The sequence below is a fragment of the Delftia sp. DLF01 genome, assembly GCF_014852125.1.
Lineage (GTDB): Bacteria > Pseudomonadota > Gammaproteobacteria > Burkholderiales > Burkholderiaceae_C > Comamonas > Comamonas acidovorans.
The window spans coordinates 1542420-1563165 of sequence record NZ_JACVAZ010000001.1; the positions used below are offsets into that span (position 1 = coordinate 1542420).

Genomic DNA, 20746 nt, shown 5'->3' on the forward strand with positions numbered 1-20746 from the left:
GGCGCCTGGCGGTCCGGAGGCCGCATTTTCGAGTCGCGCGCAGCAGGACAAACACCGAGGCCGGTCGAGGTGGAAACCGCCTTGCGCCAGATCAAGCGAGGGCGTAGAACAGAGCTGTCAGTGAGACGAGACAAGGAGCATCCATCTATGAGCGGCCTCGACACAACTGCAAGCTTCCCCGGCGGAAGCTATGAGAGCAAAGAATCTCTGTCCCGCGCCGACACCCACGAAGATGTCACGCCCAACGAAATCGCCGTCGGCGTGATCATCGGGCGATCCTCGGAGTACTTCGACTTCTTCGTGTTCGGCATCGCCTGCGTGCTGGTCTTCCCGGCACTGCTGTTTCCCTACCTTTCCAAGCTCGACGGCACGCTGATGTCGTTCGCCATCTTCTCGCTGGCCTTCGTGGCCCGGCCGCTGGGCACGGCGCTGTCCATGGCCGTGCAGCGGCGCTGGGGGCGGGCGACCAAGCTGACGCTGGCGCTGTTTCTGCTGGGCGTGTGCACCGTGGGCATGGCCTTCCTGCCCAGCTACCAGCAGGCGGGGGTGAACGCCATCATCGTGCTGGCGCTGCTGCGCATAGGCCAGGGCATTGCGCTGGGCGGCTCGTGGGACGGGCTGCCGTCGCTGCTGGCCATGTCGGCGCCCAAGAACCGGCGGGGCTGGTATTCGATGATGGGCCAGTTGGGCGCGCCGCTGGGCTTCGTGCTCGCGGCAGGGCTGTTTGCCTTCATCTACGCCCATGTGGGAGCCGACGAGTTCCTCAGCTGGGGCTGGCGCTATCCCTTCTGCGTGGCCTTTGCCATCAACGTCGTGGCACTGTTTGCCCGGCTGCGCCTGGTCGTGGGCCAGTCCTACACCGAACTGCTGCAGCAGCGTGAGCTGGAGCCCATGGGCGTGCTGCCGCTGATGCGCGACGAGGGACGCAACGTGGTGATCGGTGCGTTTGCCGCCCTGGCCAGCTTTGCGCTGTTCCACCTGGTGACCATCTTCCCGTTGTCCTGGATCTCGCTGTACTCTGACCAGTCGGTGACCCATGTGCTCGGGGTGCAGATCGTGGGCGCCTTCTGTGCGGCTGCCGCCATCATGGTCTCGGGTTGGCTGGCCGACCGTGTGGGCCGGCGCAACACGCTGGGCACCATGGCCTGCCTGATCGGCATCTTCAGCTTCCTGGCGCCCTGGCTGCTGGGCAGCGGAACGATGGGCAACAACGTGTTCATCATCGTCGGCTTCATCCTGCTGGGCCTGTCCTATGGCCAGGCGGCAGGCACGGTGACGTCCAACTTCCCCTCACGCTATCGCTACACGGGTGCCGCGCTGTCCTCGGACATGGCCTGGCTGGTGGGCGCGGCATTCGCTCCGCTGGTGGCCCTGGGCGTGTCCTCGCGCTTCGGACTGGTGGCGCTGGGGATCTATCTGCTGTCGGGCGCGCTGTGCACGCTGGCGGCGCTGGGCATCAACCGCGCCATCGAGACGCGCGACTGAACGGACCCTTGCAAGCCAAAGGCCGGCTCTGCCGGCCTTTTTCGTTGTGACTTCGCCTCAGGGGTTTTCACCGTAGCGCTGCTTGAAGTCGAATTCAAGCCTGTCGCAGTCCTGAACCGATTCAAACTGCTGCGTCTTGCGCTCGGCCTCTGGCCGCGCGGTTTCCTTGCGGCAGATCTTGATGGTTTCGCGCTCCACCCAGCGCGCCTCGCCTTCGGGCGTGGACAGCAACTGGCCAGCCAGCATGAGCACAGCGAAGAAGGCCACGGGCAGGCCGATGAGCCAGGGCACGATGCGGCTTTTTGGCGGCTTGGGCGATTTCGGCGGTGTTGGCGGTTTGGCCGGATCGGATCCGTTGGCGCTGGCAGCGGTGGCCGGTTCGCTGGAATGAGGCTCGGGTGTCTGTGGTTGCGCCATGGTGTGCTTGCTGTGGTTCCGGCTGGCGATTATCCAGGCTGCTCATCGCGCGCAGTCTGAGCGGGATCAGGGAACGGCGAGATCGCCTGTGCTACCCATCTCCCCCATCTCCTGCACCAGCCATTTCTCCAGCGCAAGAATGTCGGCCCTGCGGCCCGGATGGGGCGCCGCCCACAGCTGCAGGCGCCGTGGACCGGCCAGTCGCGCGCCGCTGTTGCGCTCGCATGTCAGCGATCCGGCCAGTGACGGGCTGGAGATCGTGCTCAAGGGCGGGCAGATGGGAGGAGAGGCCTTCTTTGGCCACGTGCGTGATGGAGGCTAGGCAGGGCTCGCTGCCGCAACCATGGGGCAAACCTATAATGCGCGTTGGTCCCGACGGGACACCCTCCCACCAGGGACAGCGCCCCGCGTGCGCGCTCCGAACTCCTAGACACCATGAGCACACCCACTTTCACCGTTGCCGACATTCGCAAGAGCTTTCTGGACTTTTTCGCATCCAAGGGCCACACCATCGTGGAGTCGAGCCCCCTGGTGCCCGGCAACGATCCGACGCTGATGTTCACCAACTCGGGCATGGTCCAGTTCAAGGACGTGTTCCTGGGCACCGACAAGCGCCCCTACAAGCGCGCCACCTCGGTGCAGACCTGCCTGCGCGCAGGCGGCAAGCACAACGATCTGGAAAACGTGGGCTACACGGCCCGCCATCACACCTTCTTCGAGATGCTGGGCAACTGGTCCTTCGGCGACTACTTCAAGCGCGAGTCGCTCAAGTGGGCCTGGGAGCTGCTGACCGAGGTCTACAAGCTGCCCAAGGAACGCCTGCTGGCCACGGTCTACGCCGAGGACGACGAGGCCTACGACATCTGGACCAAGGAAATCGGCCTGCCGCCCGAGCGCGTGATCCGCATCGGCGACAACAAGGGCGGCCGCTACAAGAGCGACAACTTCTGGATGATGGCCGACACCGGCCCCTGCGGCCCCTGCTCGGAAATCTTCTACGACCACGGCGCGCACGTGGCCGGCGGCCCTCCGGGCAGCCCTGACGAAGACGGCGACCGCTTCATCGAAATCTGGAACAACGTGTTCATGCAGTTCGACATGGACGAGCAGGGCAACGTCAAGCCACTGCCCGCGCCCTGCGTGGACACCGGCATGGGCCTGGAGCGCCTGGCCGCCATCCTGCAGCATGTGCACAGCAACTACGAGATCGACCTGTTCCAGGCGCTGATCAAGGCCGCTGCGCGCGAGACGCACATCGCTGACATCGAGACCCCCTCGCTCAAGGTGATCGCCGACCACATCCGCGCCACCGCCTTCCTGGTGGCCGATGGCGTGATTCCCTCCAACGAAGGCCGCGGCTACGTGCAGCGCCGCATCGTGCGCCGCGCCATCCGCCACGGCTACAAGCTGGGCCAGAAGACCCCGTTCTTCCACAAGCTGGTCAAGGACCTGGTGGCCGTGATGGGCGATGCCTATCCCAAGATCCGCGAGCAGGAAGCGCGCATCACCGAAGTGCTGCGGGTCGAGGAAGAGCGCTTCTTCGAGACCCTGGCCAACGGCATGGAAATCCTGGACGCGGCGCTGGCCGGTGGCGCCAAGGTGCTGCCCGGCGACGTGGCCTTCAAGCTGCACGACACCTACGGCTTCCCCCTGGACCTGACCAACGACGTCTGCCGCGAGCGCGGCCTGAGCGTGGACGAGGCGGGCTTCCAGACCGCCATGGAAGAGCAGAAGAACAAGGCCCGCGCAGCAGGCAAGTTCAAGATGGACCGCGCCCTGGAATACACGGGCGATGCCAACGCCTTCACGGGCTACCAGAAGCTGGCCGAGGCCGCCAAGGTGGTGGCACTGTATGCCGAAGGCAGCGCCGTGCAGGAACTCAAGGCCGGCCAGAGCGGCGTGGTCGTGCTCGACACCACGCCTTTCTACGCCGAGTCCGGCGGCCAGGTGGGCGACCAGGGTGTGATCAGCACCACGGGCGCACGCTTTGCGGTCGAGGACACGCTCAAGATCAAGGCCGATGTGTTCGGCCACCACGGCGTGCTGGAGTCCGGCAGCCTCAAGGTGGGCGATGCCGTGCAGGCCGAGGTGGACACGCAACTGCGTGCCGCCACCATGCGCAACCACTCGGTCACTCACATCATGCACAAGGCCCTGCGCGAAGTGCTGGGCGACCACGTGCAGCAAAAGGGCTCGCTGGTCAACGCCGAGCGCACGCGCTTCGACTTTGCCCACAACCAGCCCGTGACCGCTGAAGAGATCCGCGAGATCGAACGCCGCGTGAACGCCGAGATCCTGGCCAACACGCCCACCGATGCGCGCGTGATGGACATCGAATCGGCCAAGGCCACGGGCGCCATGATGCTGTTCGGCGAGAAGTACGGCGACTCCGTGCGCGTGCTGGACATCGGCAGCAGCCGCGAACTGTGCGGCGGCACCCACGTGCAGCGCACGGGCGACATCGGCCTGTTCAAGGTGGTGGGCGAAGGCGGCGTGGCCGCTGGTGTGCGCCGCATTGAGGCGGTGACCGGCGAGAACGCGCTGGCCTACCTGCAATCGCTGGAATCCACGGTGGACCAGGCCGCCGCCGCGCTGAAGGCGCCGACGGCCGAGCTGAACACCCGCATCGGCGGTGCGCTGGAGCAGATCCGCGCGCTGGAGAAGGAAGTGGCTGCGCTCAAGGGCAAGCTCGCTTCCAGCCAGGGCGACGAGCTGGCCGGCCAGGCTGTGGACGTCAAGGGCATCAAGGTGCTGGCCGCCAGGCTCGAAGGCGCCGATGCCAAGACCCTGCGCGACACCATGGACAAGCTCAAGGACAAGCTGGGCGCCGCAGCCATCGTGCTGGCCGCCGTCGATGGCGACAAGGTGCAACTGGCCGCAGGCGTGACCAAGGCCGAGACCTCGCGCATCAAGGCTGGCGATCTGGTGAACTTCGTGGCCAGCCAGGTCGGCGGCAAGGGCGGCGGCAAGCCCGACATGGCCATGGCCGGCGGCACGGACGCTTCGGGCCTGCCCGCGGCGCTGGCCGGTGTGCAGGCCTGGGTGGCAGAGCGCGTCTGACCCAGCTGCGCGGCAGATGATTCCTGCTGCCCCTTCTTCGGGACGCCCCGGTGGACTCCACCGGGGCGTCTTGCCGTGGGCGCTGCGTATGACCTACATGGCCTGGGTGATGGGCGTGCTGGCGCAATCGGCCGCTGCCGCCGCGCAAAGCGTGGTCTTCATCAACCCCGGCCGGTCCGATGAGCGCTACTGGACCACGGTCAGCGAGGCCATGCAGGACGCGGCCAGCAGCCTGGGCATGCAGCTGCAGGTCCGCTATGCCCAGCGCGACCACCTGCGCCCCATCGAGATTGCGCGCCAGATTGCCGCCTTGCCCAAGGCGCAGCGTCCCCGCTACGTGATGTTTACCAACGACTACAGCGTGGCGCCTGAAATCCTGCGCACGCTGGAGGCCGCAGGCATCGACAGCTTCATGGCCTTCAGCGGCGTGCCCGAGACATTGCGCGGCCAGACCGGCGTGGCGCGAGAGCGCTATCGCCACTGGCTGGGCAGCCTGGAGCCGGGCGCCGAGGAGGCCGGCTACCTGACCGCCAAGTCACTGTTCGCCGCTGCGCGGGCATCGGGCCAGGCGCGTGCGGCCGATGGCCGGCTGCACATGGTGGCCATTGCCGGGGACCGCTCCACGCCCTCCTCGGTGGAGCGCAATGCCGGCATGCGCCGTGCGGCGGCCGAGGCCAGCGACGTGGTGCTGCAGCAGGAAGTCTTTGGCGAATGGCGCCGCGAACGCGCCGAGCAGCAGGCGGCCGTGCTGTTCCAGCGCTATCCCGAGGTGCGCCTGGTCTGGGCGGGCAACGACGAGATGGCCTTTGGCGCCATGCAGGCCTGGCGCGCACGGGGCGGCTCGCCGGGGCGTGACGCCTTCTTCAGCGCCATCAATTCATCGGCCGCCGCCATGACGGCGCTGCGCACGGGCGAGCTGTCGGCACTGGCGGGCGGCCATTTCCTGACCGGTGCCTGGGCCCTGGTCATGCTCTACGACCATGCGCACGGCACCGATTTCGCCTCCGAAGGGCTGGAGCAGGTGCGGCCCATGTTCACGCTGCTGGACAAGTCCCAGATCGACCGCTACGAGCACAGGATCAGCGCGCCGCTGGCCCCTCTGGACTTTCGCAGCTACAGCAAGCACCTCAATCCCCGGCTGCGGCGCTACGGATTCGAGCTCAAGCACCTGCTGCGCTGAGCGCCTTCCATGCCCCGCTTCCGTTCGATCGCCTCCCTGCTGATCCTGCGCATCATGCTGCTGGCCGTGGCCTGCATGCTGGTGTTTGGCGGCGCCCACGCCTGGTGGGAGTACCGCAAGGGGCAGCAGGAGTTTCGCCGCTCCATGGAGACGCTGGTGGCCAACAGCATGATCTCGCTGTCCGCCGCGCTGTGGGACATCGAGCCGGCCCTGGTGCGCGAGCAGGTGCAGTGGCTGGGCAAGCTGCCCCTGGTGGGGCATGTGCAGCTGCGCGTCACCTCCACGGGCGAGATGTACGAGGCGGGCGAGCCCAGGGATGGCCGCGCGCCTGCCGTGTCCATGCTCATTCCGGCACCCCGTCACAGCCAGTCCAGCCTGCCGCTGGGCGAACTGCAGGTCTGGGAGAACCGGGGCCACTACCTGGAGGTGCTGCGCGACTCCACGCTGCGCGTGCTGCTGGGCTATGCGCTGTTCACGGCCCTGGTCTGCCTGATGGTGGCCTGGGTGATGCGCAGGGAGCTGCGCCAGCCGCTGCAGCAGATTGCGGGCTTTGCGGCCAACCTCAAGCCCAATGAGTTGTCGAGGCCCTTGGTGCTGGAGCGGGCGCGGCGCGGGCAGCGCGACGAGATCGACATGGTGGTGCAGGGCTTTGGCCAGTTGCAGCATGACCTGCGCGGCCACATCGAGCATCTGGACCTGCTGGTGGCCCAGCGCACGGCCCAGCTGGAGGAACTGGTGGAAGAGGTCAAGCGCATGTCGCTGACCGATGCGCTCACCGGATGCCTCAACCGCCGCGCCATGGACGAGCGCCTGGCCTCCGAGGTCGCCCAGGGCCAGCGCCTGGGTGCGGCCCTGAGCGTGATGTTCGTGGACGTGGACCGCTTCAAGCAGGTCAATGACAGGCACGGCCATGCCGCAGGCGATGCCGTGCTGCGCGAGGTGGCGCTGCGTTGCCGGCACGCACTGGAGCGGGAGCCTTCGGCGCAATGGATGGCGCGCTATGGCGGGGAGGAGTTCCTGATCGTGATGCCCGGTGTGGCTGCGGCCCAGGCCTGGGCGCTGGCCGGGCAGCTGCGCGAGGCCATACGCTCCACGCCCATACAGGTCCATGGCCTGGAGCTGGCGGCGACGGCCAGCTTTGGCGTGGCGCAACTGCAGGGTGCCGAGAGCGCGCAGGAACTGCTGCAGCGCGCCGATGCCATGCTCTACGAGGCCAAGCACGCCGGGCGCGACTGCGTGCGCGTGGCCGGCCTCACCTGAACGGCACGGCGCCAGGGCCGGCTCAGAACAGTTCGATGTCGTTGCTGTTCACCTGGGGTGCCAGCAGCCCCTGGGTGATCAGATCACCGTAGTACCAGGTCTGGTTGCGGCCGTGCTCCTTGGCGTGGTAGAGGGCCTGGTCGGCATGGCCCAGCACCTCCACGGGTGCGCCCGTGCCCATGGCGGCAAAGCCCGTGCTCACGGTGATGCGGCCGACCTGGGGGAACTCGTAGCTCTCTACGTCGTGGCGCAGGCGCTCCAGCGCCTTGCGGGCATTGACCAGGCTGACCGAGCGCAGCAGCACCACGAATTCCTCGCCGCCGAAGCGGAACACACGGTCCTTGGCGTCGAAGCAGCTGCGCAGGATGTTGGCGACCAGGATCAGCACCTCGTCGCCATACAGGTGGCCAAAGCGGTCGTTGATGCGCTTGAAATGGTCGATGTCGATGGCGGCCAGCCACTGGCCGGGAACGTCTTCCGTGGCCACGCCCGGCATGGCCATCGGCGCCTCCTGCAGCGACAGGCGCAGGAACTGCTCGTCGAAGGTCTTGCGGTTGAGCAGGCCGGTCAGCGCATCGCGTTCGCTGTAGTCCAGCAGGCTCTGGTAGTTGTGATAGACGCCGAAGATGCCCTGGATCACATCGAGCCGGCTGGGCGAGAAGGCCGTGGACTGCGTGATCTCCAGGCAGTGGTAGGCCGTCTCCTGGCGCCACAGCGGCAGCCACAGCACGTGCTGGCCATCGGGCTGCACGGCCGAGGCGATGAGGGCGCGCTGCTGCAGCGCCTGCTGCAGCGCGGGCATGGAGGCCAGCTCCACGCTTTGCGGGTCGTACAGGGCCTCGGCATCGGTGGACATGACCTGATCGCCCTGGCTCCAGGTGCGCGCACGCACGCAGTGCCTGCCGTCGGGCATGGCGAACAGCTCCAGCGCCCGCACCTGCACCACGCCATTGAGCTTGAACAGGGTGGACAGCACCGAGATTTCCAATCGCAGATGGTCCCTGTGGGCCGTCATCTCGACCAGATTCTGTAGCAATGGCTGCATGCGAGGCCTTGTATTGGAAGAGGGCGCGACCGGCTCAGCGGCGCTCAAACACCAGATCCCACACACCGTGGCCCAGGCGGATGCCACGGTTCTCGAACTTGGTCAGCGGCCGGTAGTCGGGCTTGGCGGCATAGCCTTCGGCCGTGTTGGCCAGCAGGGGTTCCGCGCCCAGCACCTCCAGCATCTGCACCGCATAGGGCTCCCAGTCGGTGGCGCAGTGGATGTAGCCACCGGGACGCAGCCGCCGTGCCAGCTTGGCCACCAGAGGCTCCTGGATCAGGCGGCGCTTGTTGTGCTTTTTCTTGTGCCAGGGATCGGGGAAGAAGATGTGGATGCCGTCCAGGCTGGCCTCGGGCAGCATGTTGTCGATGACTTCGACGGCGTCGTGCTGCAGGATGCGGATGTTGGAGATGTCCTGCTCGCCAATGCGCTTGAGCAGGGCGCCCACGCCGGGCTCGTGCACCTCGCAGCACAGGAAGTTGTCATCGGGGCGCACGCGCGCGATGTGCGCCGTGGCCTCGCCCATGCCGAAGCCGATCTCCAGGATCAGGGGGGCCTGGCGGCCATAGGTGGCCGAGGCGTCCAGCGGCGCGGCCTGGTAGTTCAGCACGAAGCGCGGCCCCAGCTCCTCGAAGGCCTTGGCCTGGCCTGTCGTGGTGCGGCCGGCGCGGCGCACATAGCTCTTGATGGTCTTGGGATGGGCCACGCCCTCGGGCGGCTGGCCGGTACGGGCGGCCGCAGGTGTGGAGGGCGAAGAGGAATCGTGCGGCGCACCGGGGGCAGCGGACATGGTGTTCGGGGTATCGCCGTCCATGGACTGCTCGGCTTGGGGGGAAGAAATTGGGTTCACGGGCTCAATTGTATGTATGGCGCCAGCCCCTGACCCAGAACTGCAGCGCTTCGCCCAATGCGGCCTGGGGTGATGGCTGGGGCAGTCCCAGATGGGCGGCTGCGGTGCGCAGCGCGGTCACGGGGGCGCTCAGGTCCAGTGCAGGGGCGCCGTGCTGCTTGGAAAGCTTTTCGCCGTCGGGCATGAGCACCAGCGGCGTGTGCAGATACTGCGGGTGATCTATGCCCAGGGCGCGCTGCAGCAGCATCTGGCGGGGCGTATTGTCGGCGAGGTCGGCGCCGCGCACCACATGGGTGATGCCCTGCAGGCCGTCATCGACGACCACGGCGAGCTGGTAGGCCCACAGGCCGTCGGCCCGGCGCAGGACAAAGTCGCCCACGCCGTGGATCACATCCTGCTGCTGGGCGCCCAAGCGGCGGTCCTGCCAGTGCAGCACGGGGTCGTGGCGGGTGAAGCGGTCCAGCGCAAAGCGCCAGGCCCGGGCGCTCTTGCCGTGCAGGCCGTCGCGGCAGGTGCCGGGGTAGGGCCGCTCCACATGACGCTCATGGGCCCAGCCCAGGTTTTCCCAGGCTGCCTCGATGTCCTTGCGCGTGCAGCCGCAGGGATAGGCCAGGCCGCCGGCCTTGAGCCGCTCCAGTGCGCTTTCGTAGAAGGTGTGGCGGCGGGACTGCCAGACGGGCTCTTCATCCGGCAGCAGGCCGCAGGTGGCAAGCTGGTTCAGGATGGCGGTGTCGGCACCGGGCTGGCAGCGCGGAGGGTCTATGTCCTCGATGCGCACCAGCCAGCGGCCGCCATGGGCGCGTGCATCCAGCCAGCTGGCCAGCGCCGCCACCAGGGAGCCGGCATGCAGCAGGCCCGTGGGTGAGGGCGCAAAGCGGCCGACATACGGGGATGGGGCGGGTGCGGAGCCGGTTTCGGCGGATTCAGGGGCGGCGGGAATCATCGGGGCCGGATGTTAAGGCCTTGCGCCGCCCCCTGCCAGGACCTGGTGGCCTGGTTCAGTCTGCAACCAACGCCAGGGCCATTTCCAGCCCTGAGACAAAGGCATCCTCCACGCGGCGGCCAATGCACCAGTCGCCGCACAGGCCCAGGCCCGCATCCTTGTTGCGCAAATGGCTGCGGCCCAGCGGCGACAGGGTCTGCGCATGGGGCCAGAGGTAGACGCTGGCATGGCGGGGAGGGATGCGGATGCGCGTGATCTCGCCAAATGCCTTCTGCATCTTGGCCAGCACGCGCGGGGCGTCGTCGGCGCGGTGCTCCTGCGACCATTGGGGGCTGGCCAGCACGGTCCAGCGTTCGCTTTGGGAGCGGCCCGGCTTGGAGGATTCTCGTGCCACCCAGACCGCGCGCTCATGCGTGGTGCGGGCCGCATTCCACTGCGGTCCCAGGGTGGACAGGCCGGCCTCGGTGGCCATGGGGTAGGACAGCGTCAGCGCCCAGCAGGGCGCCATTTCCACTGCCGCCATGCCCTGCACCAGCGACAGGGCCAGGGGCGTGGTCTGCAGCAACTGGCGCGCCTGGGGCGCGGGCAGGGCGAGTATCACTTCATCGAAGCCTGCGCGGATCTGCGTGGTCGGCTCGGTCGTCTCCACATGCAGGCTCCAGCCCTGCGATCCGGGCTGGCGTTCGAGCTTGGTCACGCGCTGGCCGAGGTGCAGGCGGTCGGCATCCCACAGCGGCGCGGCCCAGGCCAGCGGCAGGGCCTGCATGTCGGGCGTGGCCACCCAATGGGCTTCGGTGGGTGCGGGGGCGGCGCTGGACTGGCGGCCCTGCGCATCCAGCACGCGCAGCGTGCTCACGCTCCAGGGGCGGCACAGGCCTGGCACGGTCTGCAGGGCCAGCTCGAAGCGCTTGTCGCGCACGGTGAAATACTGCGCGCCGATGTCGAAGGCGCCATGCGCGGCGTTGACAGAGCGCATGCGCCCGCCCACCTGGGGCAGCCGCTCGTAGACATGGACATCGTGGCCGGCCTGCATCAGCGTGCGTGCGCAGGCCAGGCCCGCCATGCCGGCGCCAATCACGGCAATGCGGCGTGCGCCGGCCTTGGGGCGCGCCTTGGAGGCTTCGGGGGGCTTGGTGGCCTTTTTCTTGACCGTGGACTTGGAGGCAGCGCGGGAAGCGTTCATGGAGCAGACCTTTGCGGGCAGTGGCAGATTCCGGGAAGCATGTCCTTTCCGGCCTGCTCCACCGCAGTGGCGTGGCAGGCCGGGACCTGTAACCACTCTACACCCGCGAAGACCGCCCGGCGGCGTGCGCCAGCTCAATGTCGGTGATGATTTTCCATGAGAGCGCGGCGCGTGGCGGGGCTCTCCAACTGCTGCAGCCACCACTGCAGCGCGCGCGGCGGAACCTGCTGCGGCGGGCAGGACCATGCGTAGTGCATGCGCACGTTGCGCGAGGGCCGGGCGACCTGGCGCGTCACCAGCAGGCCGGCCTGCACATACACATCGGCCATGAAATGGGGCAGGAAGCCGCAGCCTATGCCGCGCACCTGGGCCTCGATCTTGGCCTGCATGGAGTCCACGGTGAAGATGTCCTGGCCGCTGAGCAGGCCCATGCTGGCGCTGTCACGCAGGCCTGAATCGGCCACGGCGATGATGCGGTGCTGCAGCAAGGTGGCGTCGGTGATGGGCTCGGGCGCCGTGGCCAGCGGATGGTGGGGCGCCACGGCAAAGACAAAGTCCAGCTCGCCCAGCTCGCAGGCCTGCAGGCCCGCCACGTTGCTGGAGTTGACGGCCACGCCGATGGCCAGGTCGGCGCGGCCCGAGGTCAGCGTCTCCAGCGTGCCGGTGAGGATGCCGTCGCGCAGCTTCAGCCGCGTGGGTGGCTGCATGGCGTAGAAGGCCTCGACCAGCTCCAGCATCGGCGTGCGCGCCACGGCACCATCGACCACGATGGTCAGGTGCGGCTCCCAGCCCGTGGCTACGCGGCGCACGCGGTGGGCCACGGTGTCGATCTCATGCAGCAGGCGCACCCCCTCGCGCAGCAGCTCCCGGCCGGCCTCGGTGGGCTGGGCGTGGCGCGAGCGGCGGTCGAACAGCAGCACGTCCAGCGCATCTTCGATCTGGCGCACACGGTAGGTCAGGGCACTGGGCACCAGGCCCAGCTGGCGTGCAGCGGCGGCAAAGCTGCCGGCCTCGGCAATGGCCTGGAGCATGGCCAGGCTGTCGGGGGTGAGCACGTCACGGGGGCTGGGCATGGGGCGTTATGGCTTCAAAAGCTTTGAATGATGCCATCAATCCTGCTGCGCCTTGCCTGCGGCAGCGGCTTCTACAGTGGAGCCATCGACGCAAGAGTTTCGAAGATCTGACACGTTGGAAAGGGACAAAAACATGATCGCCCTGCGCAAATCCCGGGAACGCGGCCATGCCGACCATGGCTGGCTGCGCTCGCACCACAGCTTCTCGTTTGCGGGCTACCACGATCCGCGCCACATGGGCTTTGGCAACCTGCGCGTGATCAACGAGGACCACATCGCCCCGGGCACGGGCTTCGGCTCCCATGGCCACAAGGACATGGAGATCATCAGCTACGTGCTCGAAGGCCGGCTCTCGCACAAGGACAGCATGGGCAACGAGCAGACCATCTCGCCCGGCGAGGTGCAGCGCATGAGCGCCGGCTCGGGCGTGGTCCACAGCGAGCACAACCATGCGCCGGGCCAGACCACGCATTTCCTGCAGATCTGGCTGCTGCCCAGCGAGACGGGCATAGCGCCCGGCTATGCGCAAAAAGCCTTTGCCGACGAGGAAAAGCGCGGCCGGCTGCGCCTGGTGGCCTCGCCCGATGGCGCCGAGGGCTCGGTCAGCGTCCATGCCGATGCCCGGCTGTATGCCGGGCTGTTCGACGGCGATGAGCAGGCCGAGCTGGAACTGCCCGCCGGCCGCAAGACCTATGTGCACCTGGTGCGCGGCGCGCTGAGCGTCAATGGGCAACGGCTGACAACGGGCGATGCGGCCCTTGTGGAGAATGAACCGCGACTGCGCCTGCACGACGGGGAACAGTCCGAGGTCCTGGTGTTCGATCTGCAAGCCTAAGAGCGTGCACAGCACGCTCTGAAGATTCACGAGGAGTACCCATCATGTTGAACCGTCTGAGCAACCCGCTGGCGCTGGCCGGCCGCATCCTGATCGCGCTGATGTTCGTGCCTGCGGGCTTTCAGAAAATCGGAGGCTTCGCCGGGACCGTGGGCTATGCCGCATCGGTAGGCATGCCCATGCCGCAGATCGGCGTGGCCATTGCCCTGGTGGTGGAGATCGTCGGCGGCCTGGCCTTGCTGCTGGGCTGGTGCACGCGCTGGGCGGCCCTGGTGCTGGCGTTCTTCACGCTGGTGGCCAGCTTCTTCTTTCACGCCTACTGGAGCGTGCCGGCCGACGCGGCCATGATGCAGCAGCTGCTGTTCTGGAAGAACATCGCCGTGACTGGCGGCCTGCTGGGCTTTGCCGCCCACGGTGCCGGCGGCTGGAGCGTGGATGCGCACCGCCATTGAGTGGGTCGGGCATCGTTGGCCATGCCCTGATTTTTGTTAGGCTACTGTCTTGAGTGGGCCCCGCAGCAGCGCTGCGGGGCCCTTTGGCGTGGATGGATTGATGAATGCGGCGCTGGCTGGCCTGTGGCTGCGCAGGGCGTCTGAGGATTGGATTTCTTGTATGGCAGATATCGTGGTGGTCTACCACTCGGGTTACGGACACACCCAGCGCATGGCCCAGGCCGTGGCCGACGGCGCAGGCGCACGCATGCTGTCGATCGACAGCGACGGCCAGCTGCCTGCGGGTGGCTGGGAGTTGCTGGCGGCGGCAGACGCCATCATCTTTGGATCGCCCACCTACATGGGCGGGCCGAGCTGGCAGTTCAAGCGCTTTGCCGATGCCTCTTCCAAGCCGTGGTTCGTGCAGGCCTGGAAGGACAAGCTGTTCGCCGGCTTCACCAACAGTGCCAGCGTCAACGGCAACAAGCAGACCACGCTGGATTACCTGTTCCAGCTGGCCATGCAGCATGGCGGCCTGTGGGTGGGCAGCGGCATGCTGCCGTCCAACGCGCGCGCCGCGCAGCGCAATGACCTCAACTGGATAGGCGCCTTCAGCGGTGCCATGGCGCAATCGGCCTCGGATGCCTCGGCCGCCGAGATGCTGCCGGGCGACCTGGAGACGGCGCGCGTGTTCGGCGAGCGCGTGGCGCAGCAGGCGCTGCGACTGAAGGCCTAAGCCTTGCCTGGCGGGCTTGTGGGCTGTATCGGCTCCAGCGGCTCTGCCGGAGCCAAGGGCGTGATGGCCAGGTCTGCACCCACGGCCCGGCGCTCGTCAAAGACGAAGCAGCCGCCGTCATAGAAGGCGCCGTCGGTTTCCTCGAAGTACTTGAGGATGCCGCCTTCCAGCTGGTAGACATGCTCCAGGCCCTCGTCCCGCATCAGGATGGCGGCCTTCTCGCAGCGTATGCCGCCCGTGCAGTAGCTGACCACGGTCTTGTCGGCCAGCTCGGCCTTGTGGGCGCGCAGCGCGGGCGGGAATTCGGTGAACTTGGTGATGCGCCAGTCGATGGTGTCCTTGAAGGCGCCGGCATCGACCTCGAAGTCGTTGCGCGTGTCCAGCGTCACCACCTCGCGGCCCTCGTCATCGTGGCCCTGTTCGAGCCAGCGGCGCAGCGTGGCGGGGCTGACCGATGGCGCGCGGCCCTCTGCCGGGCGGATGGTGGGGTGGTCCATGCGGATGATCTCGCGCTTGACCTTGACCAGCATCTTGCGAAACGGCACGGTGTCGGACCAGCTTTCCTTGGGGGCCAGGTCGGCAAAGCGCTCATCGGCGCGCAACTGGTCAACGAAGCTGTGAACCGCCTGGGCGGGGCCGGCCAGGAAGAAGTTGATGCCTTCCTCGGCCAGGAGGATGGTGCCCTTGAGCGCCAGGGTCTGGGCGCGTTCGGCCAGGGTGTCGCGCAGCGCCGCTGCATCGGGCAGCGGCGTGAACTTGTAGCAGGAAATATTGAGGATGTCGGACACGGGCAGGCAGGCGGGTGCGGCACAGGCCGCGGATTGGATCGGGGCGCCGGCGAGAGGCGGCCCGATCAGCCGCCCGACACCAGCAGGGCCTTGATTTTATTGGCCAGCTGGGCCACTGCCAGCGAAGCCGGTGCGCCGGGCATGGATTGCAGCAGCAACTGGCGGCGCATCACCGCCTCGCGCACGGCCGGGTCGGACGGAATATCGCCGAGGTGCGTGAGCCGCAATGGCTCGCCGGAGGCCGTGTTGACAAAGCGGTTGAGCACCTGCTGCAGCTGACCCGTGATGGCGCGGCCATCTCCGGGGCGTGCCGCCTGGTTGATGGCCAGGCGGATCTGCTGGCGCTTTTGCTGGATGGCCAGCACCTTGATGGCTGCATAGGCATCGGTCAGCGAGGTGGGCTCGGGCGTGGCGATGACCAGCACCTCGGTGGCCATGGACACGGAGAACAGCACCACGTCCGAGATGCCTGCGCCGGTGTCCAGCAGCACGATGTCGTAGCGCGGGGCCAGTGTCTCGATGGTGTGCGTGAACTGCTGGCGGATCTCGGGCGTGAGCCGCGAGTACTCGATCATCCCGGAGCCGGCCAGCAGCACCGAGTAGCCGCCGGGCGCGGGCAGGATGGCTTCCTCCAGCGAGGAACGGCCGGTGAATACATCGTGCAGCGTGACCTTGGGGTAGAGGTTGAGCACCACATCCAGGTTGGCCAGACCCAGGTCGGCGTCAAGCACCAGGACCTTGAGGCCATGGCGTGTCAGCGCTGCGGCCAGATTGGCCGAAACGAAGGTCTTGCCCACGCCGCCCTTGCCGCTGGTCACGGCGATGATGTGTCCGCGCGGCTTGGCGCGCACGGCATCGCTCATCGGAACGGCAGCGGGCAGGGAGGGGTGGGGAATGGCGTTGTCGCTTACCACCTGGCTATCAGCGGAGTCCATCTTCGGGGTCCACATCGGTTGCAATATCTGGATTCAGCCCATTGTCAAACGGGGACGGGGCATACAAAGGTCCGAAAAGCAGGCTTTTTTCCTCCGCGCTTACCGTACTGTCAGGTTGTTCTTCAATGTGCACGCGGTTGCGGCCGGCAGATTTGGCCAGGTACAACTGTTTGTCGGCACGCTCGGTCCACAAGGTTGTGGTGCTGCGTATCCACTGCAGCGCATATGCGCCGCCGATGCTGATGGTGATCTGCAGTGTCAGCGTGGGTGAGATGACGACCGGCATGCGCTCGATGGCGCTGCGTATGCGTTCGGCCACGGAGACACCGAAGGTCGCAGGGCAGGCGGGCAGCACGATGGCGAATTCCTCTCCTCCGTAGCGGGCCAGCGTGTCCATGGGGCGCACGCAATTGGTCAGGGTACGGGCCACCGACTGCAGAACCCGGTCGCCCACGATATGGCCGTGCTGGTCGTTGATCTGCTTGAAATGGTCGATGTCCAGCATCAGCATCAGGGCCGCTTCGCCAGACCGCGCCACGCGGTCGATCTCGCGCTCGGCAATGGTGCGGAAATGGCGGCGGTTGGCCAGCCCCGTGAGCGGGTCGCGCAGCGACAGCGAGCACAGTTCATCGATCAGCGCCTGCAGATATCGCGTCGGCGAATCCGTGGGCAGATGGACCGCCCCACCAGCGTGGGTAACCAGCGCGTGGGCTGTGGCCAGGCGCAGGTCGCGCAGGTATACGGATTGGTGGGATGCGGGGGCAGTCACGGAGGGCTGAATGAAAAGCCAGTGAAGTGTATCAGTGTGTAGGCTCGATTGTCGCCGCGCCGGCATCGACTTTTGCGCCATCGGTGGTAACAGATGTTGATCCTGGTGCAGGCAAGAAAGGCGGCAGGGCAAGGGAGGCGAGGAATTCCGCATCGGTGCGGTACAGCCGCAGATGCGGTCCGCGGTGCAGGGCGCCCGCCCGCAGCAGCACCTGTTCGGCCGGCAGCTTCAGGCCCACCACATGCAGCACGCCGCTGCGCTTGGCCGCCAGCAGTTGCAGGCGCACGAAGGTCTCCACGCCCGTCACGTCGATGCGGTTGATGGGCTGGGCCAGCAGGCACAGATGGTGTGTCTCCGGGCGCAGCGCCCATTCGTCACCGATACGACGCTCCAGGGCCGAGGCCGAGCCGAAGTCCAGCTCGGCATCCATGCGCAGGGCCAGCAGGCCCGGCGCCAGCGGCGGCAGTTGCCAGAGGTTGCGGTCGCGCAGGCTGCCGTCGGGATGCTGGCCCACTTCGATGATGCGCGGATGCAGGCGCTGGTAGAGGAAGTAGCCCAGGCTCAGCACAATGCCCGCGAACACGCCCCAGTACATGCGCGGCGCCGTGACGATGGTCAGCAGCAGCGTGGCCAGCGCAATGCTGCCCTCCACGCGCGACACCTTGAACAACTGCAGCAGCACGCGCGGCTTGACCAGGTTGACCACGGCCGTGATCACGATGGCCGCCAGCGCCGCCTTGGGCACGTGGTACAGCGCCGGGATGAACCAAAGCACCACGATGACCACCAGCAGGATGGAGAACACGTTGGACCAGCCCGTCTTGGCGCCGGCCAGCAGGTTCACGGCCGAGCGCGAGAACGAGGCGCTGGTGGCAAAGCTGCCGAACAGGCCCGCGCTGATCTTGGACAGTCCCTGGGCGACCAGGTCCTGGTTCTCGTTCCAGCGCGTGCCGGCCTGCTGATGCTCCACCTGGGCGCTGGAGGCCGTCTCCAGAAAGCTCACCAGCGAGATCACCAGCACCGGCATCACCAGGGCGCCGAACTCGTCCCAGCTCAGCAATCCCGGCAACTGGAAGCTGGGCAGGCCTGCCGGCAGGTGGCCGACCACGGCACCACCGTCATCGGCAAAGTCCGTGGCCCAGCTGATCAGGCCGGTCAGCGCAATGATGAAGATGGCCGAGGGAAAGGCCGCGCGCCAGCGCTTGGCCAGCACCAGCAGCGCAATGCTGGCAATGCCGTAGAGGATGGACTGCCAGTCGAAAAGCTGCAGCGAAGGCGTGTTCCAGACCGCGCTCCAGGTCGAACGCAGTCCCAGCAGGGTGGGCAACTGCGAGGCCAGGATCAGCAGCGCTGCCGCCTGTGTGAAACCCGTGAGCACGGGCGAGGTCACCAGGTTGAGCAGCCAGCCGGCGCGCATCAGGCCCAGCGACCACTGCACCAGGCCCGACAAAATCGCCATCCAGGCGGCCAGGGCCACCCAGTGCGCGGAGCCGGGCTCGGCCAGGCCCGTGAGGGAGGCGCCGATCAGCAGGGCACTCAAGGCCGTGGGCCCCACACCCAGGCGCGGCGAGCCGCTGAACATCACGGCCACCAGGGCAGGGACGATGGAGGCGTAAATGCCGGTGATCAGCGGCATGCCGGCAAGCGCTGCATAGGCCACGCCCTGGGGCAGAAGCATCAGACCAACGGTGAGACCTGCCCAGAACTCCCCGCGCAGCACGGCTGCCGAGGGTTTGGGCCATGCCAGGAAGGGAAACCAGCGCGCCAGGGAATGCATGGCCGCTATTGTCATGCTAACTGGATGGTGCCGGGATGTTCGGGCTTGTCCTACAGGCGCTTGCGTCGGCGTCGTATGGGTTTGTCCCAGGGCCATAAATAAAGTCGAGGCCTGTGTTGACCGCCTCACAACTATTCAAGGAGTAACCGCATGACTTTCATCACCCAACGCTGCTGCCACATCCTCGCCGTGTCCGCCCTGGCCTTCGGCCTCGCCGCATGCGGCAAGACCGAAGACACTGCCGGTCAGAAGCTCGACTCCGCCGTCCAGCAGTCCCAGCAGGCCGCGCAAAGCGCAGGCCAGAAGATCGACAACGCCATGAGCAGCGCCGGCACCAAGATCGAGGAAGGCGCGATGAAGGCCGAAACGGCCACCAACAACGCCATGAGCCAGGCAGGCGCCGCGCTCGACGATGCAGGCATCACCGCCCAGATCAAGGCCGACCTGATCAAGGAACCCGATATCTCCGCGCTCAAGATCGACGTGGACACCAAAGCCGGCGCCGTCACGCTGACCGGCTCGGTGCCCAGCGATGCGCTCAAGATGCGCGCCGGCGACATTGCCAAGGCCGTCAAGGGCGTGAACAACGTCAGCAACATGCTGGAGATCAAGGCCAGCTGATCGCAGCCACCGGCTTTGCTCCCCCAATGAAAACCAGGCGCTTCGTCCGCCTGGTTTTTTTATGCCTGAACGCCGTGGCCCAGCGCATAAGATGCGCTGCATGAGCACACCCGACCTGCAGATCAGCACCCATCTCATCCACCATCCCTACCAGCCGCCCGAAGGCTTTGTCGCGCCGCAGCCGCCGGTGCACAAGGCCTCGACGGTGATCTTCGAGAACGTGGCGGCCATGCGCCGCCGCCAGTGGCTGGACAAGAGCAGCTACACCTACGGCCTGCACGGCACGCCCACCACGTTCTTGCTGGAAGAGCGCCTGAGCGCGCTGGAAGGCGGCCTGCAATGCCTGCTGGTGCCCAGCGGCCTGGCGGCCATCGCCACCACCTCCCTGGCCCTGCTGCGCACCGGCGACGAGATGCTGCTGCCCGACAACGCCTACGGTCCCAACAAGACCCTGAGCGAGGGCGAGCTGGCCCATTTCGGCGTGCGCCACCAGTGCTACGACGCCATGGATGTTGCCGACCTCGAAGCCAAAATCACGCCCAAGACGCGTTTGGTCTGGCTGGAGGCGCCTGGCTCGGTGACCATGGAGTTCCCTGACCTCATCGCCATGGTGCGCCTGTGCCGCGCGCGCGGCATCACCACAGTGCTGGACAACACCTGGGGTGCGGGCCTGGCCTTCAATCCCTTCGACCTGCTGGGCGACGGCTCGCACAGCCTGGGCGTGGACGCCACCGTCCATGCGCTGACCAAGTACCCCAGCGGCGGTGGCGATGTGCTCATGGGCAGCATCATCACGCGCGACCAGGCGCTGCACATGCGCATCAAGCTGGCCCATATGCGCCTGGGCCTGGGCGTGGGCGGCAACGACACCGAGGCCGTGCTGCGCTCGCTGCCCAGCATTGCGCTGCGCTACCACGCACAGGACCGCGCCGCGCGCGAGCTGGCGCGCTGGCTGCAGCAGCAGCCGGCCGTGGTCCAGGTGCTGCATCCCGCGCTCGAGGGCGCTCCGGGCCACGAGAACTGGAAGGCCCTGTGCGGAGCCGCCGGCGGCGGCGAGGGCGTGGCGGCCGGCCTGTTCAGCGTGGTCATCGACCCGCGCCACGGCCAGCAGGCCGTGGACCGCTTCTGCGACAGCCTGCGCCTGTTCAAGATCGGCTACAGCTGGGGCGGCCCCATCAGCCTGGTCGTGCCCTATGAGCTGCCGTCCATGCGCAGCTGCCCCACGCCCCAGCTGCGCAGCGGCACCGTGGTGCGCTTTGCCATCGGCCTGGAGGCTGTGCAGGACCTGCGTGCCGACCTGGAGCAGGCCCTGGCCGCCGCGTTCGCATAGTTGAGCGCCAGGCGCCGGTGACATGCGC

Annotated in this window: 20 protein-coding genes; 9 read left to right on the forward strand and 11 right to left on the reverse strand. The window is 67.2% G+C overall.

Going from position 1 to position 20746, the window contains the following annotated elements:
• Positions 1–147 precede the first annotated feature (147 nt).
• The gene (locus tag IB269_RS06810; RefSeq protein ID WP_013802160.1) at positions 148–1485 is read left to right on the forward strand and encodes an MFS transporter; all 1338 of its coding nucleotides are present in this window, start codon (positions 148–150) and stop codon (positions 1483–1485) included.
• Positions 1486–1542: 57 nt separating this feature from the next.
• On the opposite strand, the gene IB269_RS29010 is transcribed toward IB269_RS06810, so the two are convergent.
• Together IB269_RS29010 and IB269_RS06820 are read right to left on the reverse strand one after the other, a co-directional pair.
• Positions 1543–1776 (reverse strand): hypothetical protein, encoded by a 234-nt coding sequence (locus IB269_RS29010; RefSeq protein WP_017403895.1) that lies wholly within the window; start codon positions 1774–1776, stop codon positions 1543–1545.
• A 192-nt stretch (positions 1777–1968) separates the two neighbouring features.
• Complete coding sequence (locus IB269_RS06820) at positions 1969–2169, reverse strand: hypothetical protein (protein ID WP_192366730.1); 201 nt, start codon at positions 2167–2169, stop codon at positions 1969–1971.
• A 168-nt stretch (positions 2170–2337) separates the two neighbouring features.
• On the opposite strand from IB269_RS06820, the gene alaS reads away from it, so the two are divergent.
• The 3 genes from alaS to IB269_RS06835 all read left to right on the forward strand — a co-directional run bounded on the left by alaS (position 2338) and on the right by IB269_RS06835 (position 7402).
• Positions 2338–4962, forward strand: coding sequence for an alanine--tRNA ligase (gene alaS / locus IB269_RS06825; RefSeq protein WP_034394377.1), 2625 nt, complete (start codon positions 2338–2340; stop codon positions 4960–4962).
• An 88-nt stretch (positions 4963–5050) separates the two neighbouring features.
• A complete protein-coding gene (locus IB269_RS06830) occupies positions 5051–6142 on the forward strand; it encodes an ABC transporter substrate-binding protein (RefSeq protein WP_013802163.1) in 1092 nt (363 codons plus the stop codon).
• A gap of 9 nt (positions 6143–6151) precedes the next feature.
• Positions 6152–7402 carry a GGDEF domain-containing protein gene (locus IB269_RS06835; RefSeq protein WP_012205877.1) on the forward strand — a complete coding sequence of 417 codons (1251 nt, stop codon included), beginning with the start codon at positions 6152–6154 and terminating at the stop codon, positions 7400–7402.
• A gap of 22 nt (positions 7403–7424) precedes the next feature.
• Here the strand turns inward: IB269_RS06835 and IB269_RS06840 are convergent, their stop codons facing one another.
• The 5 genes from IB269_RS06840 to IB269_RS06860 form a co-directional block, all read right to left on the reverse strand.
• Complete coding sequence (locus IB269_RS06840; RefSeq protein ID WP_013802165.1) at positions 7425–8447, reverse strand: GGDEF domain-containing protein; 1023 nt, start codon at positions 8445–8447, stop codon at positions 7425–7427.
• A 34-nt stretch (positions 8448–8481) separates the two neighbouring features.
• Entirely contained in the window at positions 8482–9237 is a 756-nt protein-coding gene (gene trmB / locus IB269_RS06845; protein ID WP_373765413.1) for a tRNA (guanosine(46)-N7)-methyltransferase TrmB, read from the reverse strand.
• 64 nt (positions 9238–9301) lie between these two features.
• Positions 9302–10240: a tRNA glutamyl-Q(34) synthetase GluQRS gene (gene gluQRS, locus IB269_RS06850; RefSeq protein WP_192366731.1), complete on the reverse strand. Its 939-nt coding sequence runs from the start codon at positions 10238–10240 to the stop codon at positions 9302–9304.
• Positions 10241–10295: 55 nt separating this feature from the next.
• On the reverse strand, positions 10296–11423 hold the full coding sequence (locus IB269_RS06855) for an NAD(P)/FAD-dependent oxidoreductase (RefSeq protein ID WP_071956090.1): 1128 nt from the start codon (positions 11421–11423) through the stop codon (positions 10296–10298).
• 134 nt (positions 11424–11557) lie between these two features.
• The gene (locus tag IB269_RS06860; RefSeq protein ID WP_034394359.1) at positions 11558–12496 is read right to left on the reverse strand and encodes a LysR family transcriptional regulator; all 939 of its coding nucleotides are present in this window, start codon (positions 12494–12496) and stop codon (positions 11558–11560) included.
• Positions 12497–12629: 133 nt separating this feature from the next.
• Here IB269_RS06860 and IB269_RS06865 point away from each other — a divergent pair, with 133 nt between their 5' ends.
• The 3 genes from IB269_RS06865 (at position 12630) to IB269_RS06875 (ending at position 14498) form a co-directional block, all read left to right on the forward strand.
• Positions 12630–13331 carry a pirin family protein gene (locus IB269_RS06865; protein WP_034394356.1) on the forward strand — a complete coding sequence of 234 codons (702 nt, stop codon included), beginning with the start codon at positions 12630–12632 and terminating at the stop codon, positions 13329–13331.
• Between the two features lie 44 nt (positions 13332–13375).
• Entirely contained in the window at positions 13376–13783 is a 408-nt protein-coding gene (locus IB269_RS06870) for a DoxX family protein (protein ID WP_192366732.1), read from the forward strand.
• Positions 13784–13943: 160 nt separating this feature from the next.
• Positions 13944–14498 (forward strand): flavodoxin family protein, encoded by a 555-nt coding sequence (locus IB269_RS06875; RefSeq protein WP_043822976.1) that lies wholly within the window; start codon positions 13944–13946, stop codon positions 14496–14498.
• Here IB269_RS06875 and IB269_RS06880 read toward each other — a convergent pair.
• The 4 genes from IB269_RS06880 to IB269_RS06895 all read right to left on the reverse strand — a co-directional run bounded on the left by IB269_RS06880 (position 14495) and on the right by IB269_RS06895 (position 18767).
• Complete coding sequence (locus IB269_RS06880) at positions 14495–15286, reverse strand: sulfurtransferase (RefSeq protein ID WP_192366733.1); 792 nt, start codon at positions 15284–15286, stop codon at positions 14495–14497. The two genes, IB269_RS06875 and IB269_RS06880, sit on opposite strands and share 4 nt — an antisense overlap.
• Before the next feature lie 65 nt (positions 15287–15351).
• A complete protein-coding gene (locus IB269_RS06885; RefSeq protein ID WP_013802173.1) occupies positions 15352–16221 on the reverse strand; it encodes a MinD/ParA family protein in 870 nt (289 codons plus the stop codon).
• Positions 16208–17071 carry a GGDEF domain-containing protein gene (locus IB269_RS06890; protein ID WP_225613977.1) on the reverse strand — a complete coding sequence of 288 codons (864 nt, stop codon included), beginning with the start codon at positions 17069–17071 and terminating at the stop codon, positions 16208–16210. Before IB269_RS06890 ends, IB269_RS06885 begins: the two co-directional genes overlap by 14 nt.
• A complete protein-coding gene (locus tag IB269_RS06895) occupies positions 17022–18767 on the reverse strand; it encodes a SulP family inorganic anion transporter (protein WP_192366734.1) in 1746 nt (581 codons plus the stop codon). Before IB269_RS06895 ends, IB269_RS06890 begins: the two co-directional genes overlap by 50 nt.
• 150 nt (positions 18768–18917) lie before the next feature.
• Between IB269_RS06895 and IB269_RS06900 the strand changes: the two genes are divergently transcribed.
• Positions 18918–19388: a BON domain-containing protein gene (locus tag IB269_RS06900; RefSeq protein ID WP_013802176.1), complete on the forward strand. Its 471-nt coding sequence runs from the start codon at positions 18918–18920 to the stop codon at positions 19386–19388.
• Between the two features lie 100 nt (positions 19389–19488).
• Positions 19489–20718, forward strand: a complete 1230-nt coding sequence (locus IB269_RS06905) for a PLP-dependent transferase (RefSeq protein ID WP_013802177.1) — start codon at positions 19489–19491, stop codon at positions 20716–20718.
• Positions 20719–20746 lie beyond the last annotated feature (28 nt).

Excerpts from the sequence above, each read along its gene's own strand:
- IB269_RS06810 (WP_013802160.1), top strand. The coding sequence starts at position 148 with ATGAGCGGCCTCGACACAACTGCAAGCTTCCCCGGCGGAAGCTATGAG.
- alaS (WP_034394377.1), top strand. The coding sequence starts at position 2,338 with ATGAGCACACCCACTTTCACCGTTGCCGACATTCGCAAGAGCTTTCTG.
- IB269_RS06830 (WP_013802163.1), top strand. The coding sequence starts at position 5,051 with ATGACCTACATGGCCTGGGTGATGGGCGTGCTGGCGCAATCGGCCGCT.
- IB269_RS06835 (WP_012205877.1), top strand. The coding sequence starts at position 6,152 with ATGCCCCGCTTCCGTTCGATCGCCTCCCTGCTGATCCTGCGCATCATG.
- IB269_RS06840 (WP_013802165.1), bottom strand. The coding sequence starts at position 8,447 with ATGCAGCCATTGCTACAGAATCTGGTCGAGATGACGGCCCACAGGGAC.
- trmB (WP_373765413.1), bottom strand. The coding sequence starts at position 9,237 with ATGTCCGCTGCCCCCGGTGCGCCGCACGATTCCTCTTCGCCCTCCACA.
- gluQRS (WP_192366731.1), bottom strand. The coding sequence starts at position 10,240 with ATGATTCCCGCCGCCCCTGAATCCGCCGAAACCGGCTCCGCACCCGCC.
- IB269_RS06855 (WP_071956090.1), bottom strand. The coding sequence starts at position 11,423 with ATGAACGCTTCCCGCGCTGCCTCCAAGTCCACGGTCAAGAAAAAGGCC.
- IB269_RS06860 (WP_034394359.1), bottom strand. The coding sequence starts at position 12,496 with ATGCCCAGCCCCCGTGACGTGCTCACCCCCGACAGCCTGGCCATGCTC.
- IB269_RS06865 (WP_034394356.1), top strand. The coding sequence starts at position 12,630 with ATGATCGCCCTGCGCAAATCCCGGGAACGCGGCCATGCCGACCATGGC.
- IB269_RS06870 (WP_192366732.1), top strand. The coding sequence starts at position 13,376 with ATGTTGAACCGTCTGAGCAACCCGCTGGCGCTGGCCGGCCGCATCCTG.
- IB269_RS06875 (WP_043822976.1), top strand. The coding sequence starts at position 13,944 with ATGGCAGATATCGTGGTGGTCTACCACTCGGGTTACGGACACACCCAG.
- IB269_RS06885 (WP_013802173.1), bottom strand. The coding sequence starts at position 16,221 with ATGGACTCCGCTGATAGCCAGGTGGTAAGCGACAACGCCATTCCCCAC.
- IB269_RS06890 (WP_225613977.1), bottom strand. The coding sequence starts at position 17,071 with ATGGCGCAAAAGTCGATGCCGGCGCGGCGACAATCGAGCCTACACACT.
- IB269_RS06895 (WP_192366734.1), bottom strand. The coding sequence starts at position 18,767 with ATGCATTCCCTGGCGCGCTGGTTTCCCTTCCTGGCATGGCCCAAACCC.
- IB269_RS06900 (WP_013802176.1), top strand. The coding sequence starts at position 18,918 with ATGACTTTCATCACCCAACGCTGCTGCCACATCCTCGCCGTGTCCGCC.
- IB269_RS06905 (WP_013802177.1), top strand. The coding sequence starts at position 19,489 with ATGAGCACACCCGACCTGCAGATCAGCACCCATCTCATCCACCATCCC.